Genomic DNA, 9,096 nt, shown 5'->3' on the forward strand with positions numbered 1-9,096 from the left:
TCGCCGAAGCCAAGCGTGCGGGTCATCTGCTGAAGGAACAAGGCTTCGTCTTCGACCGCGCCTACACCTCGGTACTCAAGCGCGCGATCCGCACCCTTTGGCTGGTGCTGGAGGAAATGGACCTGATGTGGATCCCGGTGGAGAACATGTGGCGGCTGAACGAGCGCCACTATGGCGCCCTGCAGGGACTCAACAAAGCCGAGACCGCAGCCAAGTTCGGCGACCAGCAAGTACTGGTCTGGCGGCGCAGCTTCGACATCCCGCCGCCTCCCCTCACCCGGGACGATCCTCGTTTCCCGGGCCTGGAACCTCGGTACCGTGGTCTCGCGGAATCCGAACTGCCGCTGACCGAGAGCCTGAAGGAGACCGTCGCGCGCTTCCTCCCGCTCTGGAACGACGTCCTTGCCCCGGCCGTCAGCCGCGGCGAACGTCTCATCATCGCTGCCCACGGCAACTCGCTTCGCGCGCTCGTCAAGCATCTGGACGGGATCTCCGACGAGGAGATCGTTGGGCTCAACATCCCGACCGGCGTGCCACTGGTCTACGAACTGGATGCCAATCTCAAACCCCTGAAGCACTATTACCTCGGCGACCAAGACGAGATCGAACGGGCGGCGAAGGCGGTTGCCAACCAGGGAAAGGCGGGTTAGCGGCACTCCCGCCCCCCAATGGGGGGGCGGTGGGGGTTCCGGAATGATCACCAAAAGGCGCCGCGCGCTCGCTGCGGCGCCTTTCGTTCGTGCGCGTCGGCTGGCAGGGGGGAACTCCGGAGGGGTTGCGGCAGTCCACGTTCTCGTCGATTACGTCTTACTAATCAGGTTTATACTGTGCTGTTTGCCGTCCGGGTCGGGCGGCACACGGCGGACGTCAGCACCTTCAACCACGCGGCGCATTACGGCAGGAGTGGATCGCAGATGAGAAGCAAGTGGCAGCAACTTGGGCTGATCGCATTCGGGGCGGTGCTCGGGATCATGATCAGCCTCAACCTGTCGGCAGTGGCACAGCGGGAGGGCCCGGGACCGCTTCCGGTCGAGGAATTGCGCGCGTTCACCGAGGTGTTCGGCCGCGTCAAGAGCGATTATGTCGAGCCGGTCGAAGACAAGAAACTCATCAACGAGGCCATCAACGGAATGCTGTCGGGCCTCGATCCGCATTCCTCGTATCTGGACGCCGAGGCATTCAAGGAACTTCAGGTCGGCACGCAGGGTGAGTTTGGCGGCCTCGGCATCGAAGTCGGCATGGAAGACGGCTTCGTGAAGGTCATCAGCCCCATCGAGGATACCCCGGCCTACACCGCAGGTATCAAGTCCGGCGATCTCATCATCAAGCTCGACGATGCGTCGGTGAAGGGCATGTCCCTGAACGACGCGGTCAAGCGCATGCGCGGCAAGCCGAATACGCCGATCACGCTGACCGTCGTGCGCAAGGGCGAAGCGAAGCCGCTGACCTTCACATTGAACCGCGCGGTCATCAAGATTCAGAGCGTGAAGGCAAAGCTGATCGAGCCCGGTTTCGGGTACTTCCGCGTGACCCAGTTCCAGGAGCATACGGCCGAGAACCTGGCGAAGGCGATCGAGAAAGTCATCAAGGAGAACAATGGTCCGCTGCGTGGTCTCGTGCTCGACCTGCGCAACGACCCGGGCGGCTTGCTGAACGGCGCGGTTGCGGTGTCCGCGATGTTCCTGCCGCAGAACGCGCTGGTGGTCTACACCGACGGTCGCACCGAGGATTCCAAGATGCGGCTTACCGCCAGCCCCGAGAACTACCTGCGGGGCTCGCTGCGTGAGGACTACGTCAAGAAGCTGCCGCCGGAAGTGAAGACGGTGCCGATGGTGGTGCTGGTGAATGGCGGATCGGCGTCGGCCTCGGAAATCGTCGCCGGAGCGCTCCAGGATCACAAGCGTGCAACCGTACTCGGCACGCAGACCTTCGGGAAGGGTTCGGTGCAGACCATCCTGCCGCTCGGCAACAACACCGCGATCAAGTTGACGACCGCGCGGTACTACACGCCGAGCGGCCGTTCCATCCAGGCCAAGGGCATCACCCCGGATGTCGTGGCAGACGATCCCTCATCCGCCGAGGCTACGCTCCGATTGCGCGAAGCCGATCTCGAGCGGCATCTGCTGAACGACAAGGAAAAAGAGTCCGAAGCGAAACCGGAGTCCGCGCCTGCGAAACCCGAGAGCAAGGCGGAACCGGACGCGAAATCCAAGAAGGAGGACAAGGACAAAGCGGAACAGGACACGCCCAAGGAATTCGGCTCCAAGGACGACTATCAGCTCAATCAGGCCCTCAATCTCTTGAAGGGTCTGCCGGTCGCGCAGAAGAAAGAGCAAGGGGCCTGACAACTTCCGCGGATGGCGGTTTCGCGGCCCGAGCGATCGGGCCGCGATCGTTTTGGTCAATGGACGATACTCAGCTCACTCGCTATAGCCGCCACATTCTGCTACCCGAAATCGGCATCGAAGGGCAGGAGCGAATTTGCCGGTCGCGCGTGCTCGTCGTGGGCGCCGGCGGACTCGGTGCACCGGTGGCCATCTATCTTGCGTCTGCCGGAGTCGGGACGATCACCCTTTGCGACGGCGACCGTGTGGATCTCACGAACCTGCAGCGCCAGGTGATCTTCCGCGGTAGCGACGTAGGGCGACCAAAAGTGGCGGCAGCGGCCGACGCCATTGCCGCACTCAATCCGGAAGTGCGAGTCGTCGCGGTCGGCGAGCGTGTCGATGCAGACCGGCTCAGTGGACTCGTCGCGAATGCCGATATCGTAGTCGATTGCTCCGACAATTTTCCCACGCGACATGCGATCAACCGGGCGTGCGTCGAACTGCGTCGCCCCTTGGTTTCGGGTGCCGGTGTGCGCTTCGATGGTCAGGTCAGCGTGTTCGATCTGCGCGAGGCGACCAGCGCCTGCTACAGTTGTCTGTTCCCTGAGGGCACGGAAGTCGAGGAGACGCGCTGCGCGGTGATGGGGGTCTTCGCCCCCCTCGTCGGCATGATCGGCACGGTCCAGGCCGCGGAGGCGCTCAAGCTTGCTGCAGGCATCGGCGAATCCCTCAACGGCAGGCTGCTCTTGCTCGACGGGCTTGCGATGGAATGGCGCGAGGTCCGTCTGAAGAAAGATCCGGACTGCCCGGTCTGTCGCACGTACGCCGAGCCTCCGCCCGGCAGCATTCGTCGTTCCGCGGCAACGGGCTGTTAAAATCAGCGTCCGTCCGATTGCGCGCCGCTTTCCGCGGCCGTCTTCGCCGCCTCGGCATGCTGCCCAGGTTCAGGCGTCCGGATCCCAAGCAACAGGGAGCTAATCACCCATGAATCTATGTGTCATCGGGACGGGCTACGTAGGTCTTGTCACCGGCGCCTGCTTCGCCGAGATGGGAAATCACGTCGTCTGCGTCGACAAGGACGAGTCGAAGATCGTGGCCCTGCAGGCGGGCCGCATCCCGATCTATGAACCCGGGCTGGAGAACGTCGTCACCACCAACACCCGGGAAGGTCGCCTGCACTTCACGACCTCGCTGCAGGAAGCGATGCAGGAGAGCAATGTCTTCTTCATCGCCGTGGGAACGCCGCCGCAGGAGGACGGCTCCGCGGACCTGCAGCATGTACTCGCCGTGGCCCGCGAGATCGGCCGCCACATGGATCGCTACTGCCTCATCGTGGACAAGTCCACCGTGCCCGTGGGCACCGCCGACAGCGTGCGCGCCGTCGTGCAGGAAGAACTCGCAAGCCGCGGGGCAGACATCGAGTTCGACGTGGTCAGCAACCCGGAATTCCTGAAGGAAGGTGATGCGGTGAAGGACTTCACGCGTCCGGACCGTGTCGTCGTCGGGGTGGACAGCGAGCGCGCAGCCGAGACCATGCGCTCGCTGTATTACCCCTTCATGCGGAATCACGAGCGCATCCTCTTCATGGGGGTGCGCGATGCCGAGCTGACGAAGTACGCGGCCAACGCAATGCTGGCGACCAAGATCTCGTTCATGAACGAGATCGCCAACCTGTGCGAGCGCCTCGGCGTCGACGTGGAGAACGTGCGTCTCGGCATCGGTTCCGATTCCCGCATCGGGTATTCATTCATCTATCCCGGAGCAGGCTATGGCGGTTCGTGCTTTCCGAAGGACGTCAAAGCCCTCATCCACACGGCGGAAGAGAGCGGCTTCGAGGCGCAGGTACTGCGGGCCGTCGAACACCGCAACGAGATTCAGAAGCGACGCCTGTTCGAAAAGGTCGCGGCACGTTTCACGAAGGATCTGCGCGGCGTGACGCTGGGCGTATGGGGACTCTCGTTCAAGCCCGGCACCGATGACATGCGCGAGGCCCCGTCGGTCGTCTTTCTGCGCGCCGCCATCGCGGCGGGCGCCCGCATCCAGGCCTATGATCCCGTGGCCATGGAAGCCGCGCGCGCCGTTCTTCCGGACTACTGGTTCACGGACTGCCTACTGACGCTTTCCGACAACCAGTATGAAGCGATCAAGGGAGTGGACGCCCTGGTGCTCGTTACCGAGTGGAAGCCGTTTCGCTATCCTGACTTCGCCGCCATGCGCCGGTTCATGAAGCTTCCCGTCATTTTCGATGGGCGCAATCTGTACGATCCGAAGCAGATGACGCAGGAAGGTTTCGAATATGTCGCGATCGGACGCGGTCAGTCACCGCTGTCCGCTGCGTGAGTTCGCCGCTCCCTGAACTAGCGGGCATATCCCGAACTTTCCTGCTCCTCGACGAGACGGAATGCGAAGCTGCGTGGCGTGAACGCGAGGTCGCGGACCGCCTCGTCGTGATCGAAGCACATGTCCATGTTCATCCGCGTGACGAGCTCCGGCGAGAGCTTCCGAAAGCGCGGTACGATGTGTGCCGCACTTATCGCCATCTTGAATAGGCGCGGTGGCACGCGGATGATGCGGGGCGCTCGCCCAAGCGCATTGAAGATCCGCTCGACCATCTCCCGATAGGTCAGGGTCTCGCCGCCGGACAGGTTGTAGGCGCGGTCAAAAGCTCTGCTCTCGCCCAGTGCGGCCAAACAGGCGGATGCGAGGTCATCCGCATGCACCGGCTGCCGCTTTCCAAGGCCGTCGCCAAGGATCGGAAAGCAACCGAAACGACGGATGAACCTCGCGATTTCCGAGACGTTGCGGTCGAGGCCCGGGCTGTAGACCAGCGTCGGTCGAAAAATGGTCCAGTGAATGCCGTGCCGCTCGCACTGCGCGGCGAGCGCTTCCTCCGCACGGGCGAAGTCGGCTGCGAGTTCGCGTTCCACCGGGTCCGCGGAATCCACCTTTGTGTAGCGACTGGTGGAGCTGAACGCAATGATGCGTGAGGTCCCGAGCGCTGCCAGCGTTCCAATCGATGGCGACAGGATTGCGAGCGGTGCGAGGCTAATCAGGCTGGAAGGGTGCAGACCAGCCTGGGTCAGCGCGGCGGAAGACCGCAGATCCAGCCTGTACCAGCTCGCTCCTCGATCATCGCGAGGCGGAGGGAAGCGGGAAATGGCTGCAACGTCCCACCCTGCTTCGCGCAGTCGCGGCAAGAGATGGTAGCCGATCTGGCTCGCCGCGCCGATCACGACCACGCTTTGCGACGACGTCTTCGCAATCACTTGAGCGTCACCCTTTCCATTGAACCCAAGCGGCATGCGGCGCGCAGGATCAAGATTGCCCACACGGACCCGATGTCGATCATATTGCAACGCACCATACTCACTGTGCAATTGTATAATTGCAGGTTTACCGCTCCGGTGCGTTCGGGTAGCTTTGACACTCCAAGTACCGCGCGTAAACAGAGAAAAAAGGAAGCTTTAGATGTCGAAAGTCGCGCTTGTAACGGGAATCACCGGGCAGGACGGATGCTACCTCGCTGACTTGCTGCTCAAGAAGGGCTACCGAGTGTTCGGACTGGTCGCCCGCCGCAGCAGCGACACCCTCTGGCGACTGCGCGAAATGGGACTCGTCGAAAAGGTCGAGATGGTCCAAGGCGATCTCACCGACGGCTCCTCCATCACGCGAGCGGTACGCGCTACGCGCCCGAACGAAGTCTACAACCTCGGAGCCCAGAGCTTCGTCGGAACCTCCTGGGATCAGCCGGTCCTCACGGCCGAGGTGGGCGGTCTGGGCGCCCTGCACATCCTGGAGGCAATCCGCGAGCTATCGCCCGCCACGCGTTTCTATCAGGCATCGACGAGCGAGATGTTCGGTCTGATCCAGGCGGAACGTCAGAACGAAAAGACACCATTCTATCCGCGCAGTCCCTACGGCGTGGCCAAGCTTTACGCCCACTGGATCACTGTCAATTACCGCGAGAGCTTCGGATTGCACGCTTCCAGCGGAATCCTTTTCAACCACGAATCACCAATGCGCGGCATCGAGTTCGTCACGCGGAAGGTTACCGATGGCGTGGCCCGAATCAAGCTAGGCAATCAGAACGAGCTTCGTCTCGGAAACATCGATGCGAAACGGGACTGGGGGTTTGCAGGCGACTACGTGGAAGCGATGTGGCTGATGCTCCAGCAGGAACTGGCGGACGACTACGTGGTCGCGACGGGACGGACCACCACCGTGCGTGACATGTGCAAGATCGCCTTCGAACACGTGGGCTTGAACTACGAGAATCACGTCGTGATCGATCCGAAGTTCTACCGCCCTGCCGAAGTCGAGACCCTGCTCGGCGATGCCACCAAGGCGCGCGAGAAACTGGGCTGGCAACCCAGGACCGGTCTTGAAGATCTGATTCGTATGATGGTGGATGCCGATCTGCGGCGCGTGAGGAAAGAATAGTGATGATCCCGGTGATTCTCTCCGGCGGCGCCGGCACCCGCCTGTGGCCGGTGTCGCGCGAAGGCCATCCCAAACCTTTCATGAAGTTGCCCGACGGACAATCGCTGCTCCAGAAGACGTTCAGGCGGGCCACCGCTCTCGCTGCGGATGCGGACCTCGTGATCGTCACCAACCGCGACTACTACTTCATGAGCCGGGACGAGTTCGCGGCCGCCAAGCTCGGCCCGGTCAACCGGCTACAGTTCCTTCTGGAACCGTTCGGGCGCAACACCGGACCCGCTGTAGCGTTGGCCGCCATGTACGTTCGGGAACGCTACGGTCCCGAGTCCGAACTGCTCGTGCTGCCTGCGGACCACCTGATCGCCGATGAAGCCGCCTTCGCGCAAGCCGTGCGCGAAGCCGAGCGGCTGGCGCAGAGTGGCCATCTGGTCACTTTCGGGATCCAGCCGGATGCTGCGGAAACCGGTTTCGGCTATATCGAGTGTGGCCCGGCGATCAAGGGTAGTACCGGCGCCAAGGTGGTGCGCTTCGTGGAGAAACCTTCCGTCGAAAAGGCCGAGGAATATCTCGCGAGTGGCAGATACCTCTGGAACGGCGGCATGTTCTGCTTTCGCGCCGACCGGATCCTCCAGGAGTTCGAACAACACGCGCCAGAGGTAGTGGAACGCGCCGCCGACTGCTGGGCGGACGCGCTCGAAAAGCTGAGCGCCAATCCCGGGATGCTCGATTTCGACCCCACACTCTTTGAAGCCATGCCGGACATCTCCATCGACTATGCGGTCATGGAAAAGTCGGAGCGGGTTGCCGTCATCCCCGGTCGGTTCGGCTGGAACGACATCGGCTCGTGGAGCGCCGTCAGCAGCTTGGTCGAGGCGGACAGCGATAACAATCGCGTGATCGGCGACGCACTGGTCGTCGATTCAAAGAATACGTTCGTCAAGAGCGAAGACCGGTTGGTAGCAGCGGTCGGCGTGGACAATCTCATCATCATCGAGACCCCCGATGCAGTCCTGGTCGCTGACGTCAGCCACGCCCAAGAGGTGAAAAAGGTCGCAACGCAACTCAAGGCGAGCGGACACGAGAGCTATCGGCTGCATCGCACGGTGGCGCGCCCGTGGGGCACGTATACCGTGCTCGAAACCGGCCCGCGCTTCAAGATCAAGCGCATTGCCGTCAAGCCGGGCGCATCGCTCTCACTGCAGATGCATCATCACCGCAGCGAGCATTGGGTGGTCGTGAGCGGGATGGCGAAGGTCGTGAATGGCGACGAGGAGCTTCTCGTCAACACCAACGAGTCGACCTACATTGCGCCGGGACACAAGCATCGGCTCGAGAACCCGGGGATCCTCGAGCTGGTGATGATCGAGGTGCAGAGCGGTGACTACCTCGGCGAAGACGACATCGTCCGCTTCAGCGACCAGTACGGGCGGGGCTGAATCGCGAGGATTCGACGCTGTCGTCATCGGGCGATGCATCGCGCGACCAGGGCACTTGGCAGCGCGGCGGAAACGACGGGGCGCAGTCGTCGCTCGCGAGCGAGAGATTGGGGCTGTAGAAGGGATCGTCGTCGAGCTGACGCCCCCATTTCGCCCTCATACAAGCCCACTCAGCACTGAAGCGCGCCGCCTTTTCGAGGGACTCGTCGGGTCCTCGCGTTGCGCCCTCGTGATGGTAGAGAACCGCATGAGGGGTCCAGACGTTACGGTAGCCTCTGCTGCGAAGCTTCAGGCAAAAGTCGATGTCGTTGAAGGTGACGGGGAAATTCTTCTCGTCGAGACCTCCCACCTCTTCGTAGACGCTGCGCCTCACCAGCAGGCAGGCGCCCGTGACGGCCGTCACTTCCCGTGCGACGGCGAGGCAGCCGCGGTACCCTGTCGATTCCTCCGGCATTCGCTGTTGCAGGTGTCCGACGGTGCCGTGCAGCCCCAGGACGATGCCGGCATGCTGAATCGTGCGATCCGGATATAGGAGCTTGGCTCCGACTGCACCGATCGCTGGCTGCGTCCCGAGTGCGATCATCTCGGTCAGCCATTCGTCGTGGATGACCTCGGTATCGTTGTTAAGCAGCACCAGAACTTCACCTGACGCGCGCTTGACCGCAAAATTGTTGATCGCCGCGTAATTGAACGCCCCGCCGAAGCGCGTCAACCGAACGATGCCAGTTGTCTCCAGCTGGCGAAAGTAGGCGAGCGACGCCGGCTCATCGCTTTCGTTATCGACCAGCAATATCTCCAACCGCGGATAGGACGTACGCGCAACGATGCTGTCGATGCAGCGCTTCACGAGTGCAGCGCTGTTGCGTGTCGGAATGATCAGCGTGACCAGGGGC

8 protein-coding genes are annotated in these 9,096 nt (G+C 62.4%); 6 read left to right on the forward strand and 2 right to left on the reverse strand.

The features are described from left to right. From gpmA to JNK68_14015, 4 genes are all read left to right on the forward strand, one after another. Positions 1-650, forward strand: a 650-nt coding sequence (gene gpmA, locus JNK68_14000; protein ID MBL8541455.1) for a 2,3-diphosphoglycerate-dependent phosphoglycerate mutase, incomplete at its 5' end; no start/stop codon positions are given. 264 nt (positions 651-914) lie between these two features. Further along, on the forward strand, positions 915-2,345 hold the full coding sequence (locus JNK68_14005) for a S41 family peptidase (protein ID MBL8541456.1): 1,431 nt from the start codon (positions 915-917) through the stop codon (positions 2,343-2,345). 59 nt (positions 2,346-2,404) lie between these two features. Continuing rightward, complete coding sequence (locus tag JNK68_14010) at positions 2,405-3,202, forward strand: HesA/MoeB/ThiF family protein (GenBank protein ID MBL8541457.1); 798 nt, start codon at positions 2,405-2,407, stop codon at positions 3,200-3,202. Positions 3,203-3,311: 109 nt separating this feature from the next. Next, positions 3,312-4,667, forward strand: a complete 1,356-nt coding sequence (locus tag JNK68_14015; protein MBL8541458.1) for a UDP-glucose/GDP-mannose dehydrogenase family protein — start codon at positions 3,312-3,314, stop codon at positions 4,665-4,667. 17 nt (positions 4,668-4,684) lie between these two features. Here JNK68_14015 and JNK68_14020 read toward each other — a convergent pair whose 3' ends face one another. Beyond that, positions 4,685-5,629 carry an NAD(P)-dependent oxidoreductase gene (locus tag JNK68_14020; protein MBL8541459.1) on the reverse strand — a complete coding sequence of 315 codons (945 nt, stop codon included), beginning with the start codon at positions 5,627-5,629 and terminating at the stop codon, positions 4,685-4,687. A 166-nt stretch (positions 5,630-5,795) separates the two neighbouring features. On the opposite strand from JNK68_14020, the gene gmd reads away from it, so the two are divergent. Both gmd and JNK68_14030 read left to right on the forward strand, forming a co-directional pair. Then, positions 5,796-6,767 carry a GDP-mannose 4,6-dehydratase gene (gene gmd, locus JNK68_14025; protein ID MBL8541460.1) on the forward strand — a complete coding sequence of 324 codons (972 nt, stop codon included), beginning with the start codon at positions 5,796-5,798 and terminating at the stop codon, positions 6,765-6,767. Next, positions 6,767-8,203, forward strand: a complete 1,437-nt coding sequence (locus tag JNK68_14030) for a mannose-1-phosphate guanylyltransferase/mannose-6-phosphate isomerase (GenBank protein MBL8541461.1) — start codon at positions 6,767-6,769, stop codon at positions 8,201-8,203. The genes gmd and JNK68_14030 overlap by 1 nt, the downstream gene beginning before the upstream one ends. On the opposite strand, the gene JNK68_14035 is transcribed toward JNK68_14030, so the two are convergent. Continuing rightward, on the reverse strand, positions 8,178-9,050 hold the full coding sequence (locus JNK68_14035) for a glycosyltransferase family 2 protein (protein ID MBL8541462.1): 873 nt from the start codon (positions 9,048-9,050) through the stop codon (positions 8,178-8,180). The genes JNK68_14030 and JNK68_14035 overlap by 26 nt on opposite strands. Between the last annotated feature and the right edge of the window lie 46 nt (positions 9,051-9,096).

This window comes from Betaproteobacteria bacterium (genome assembly GCA_016791345.1).
Classification (GTDB): domain Bacteria; phylum Pseudomonadota; class Gammaproteobacteria; order Burkholderiales; family JAEUMW01; genus JAEUMW01.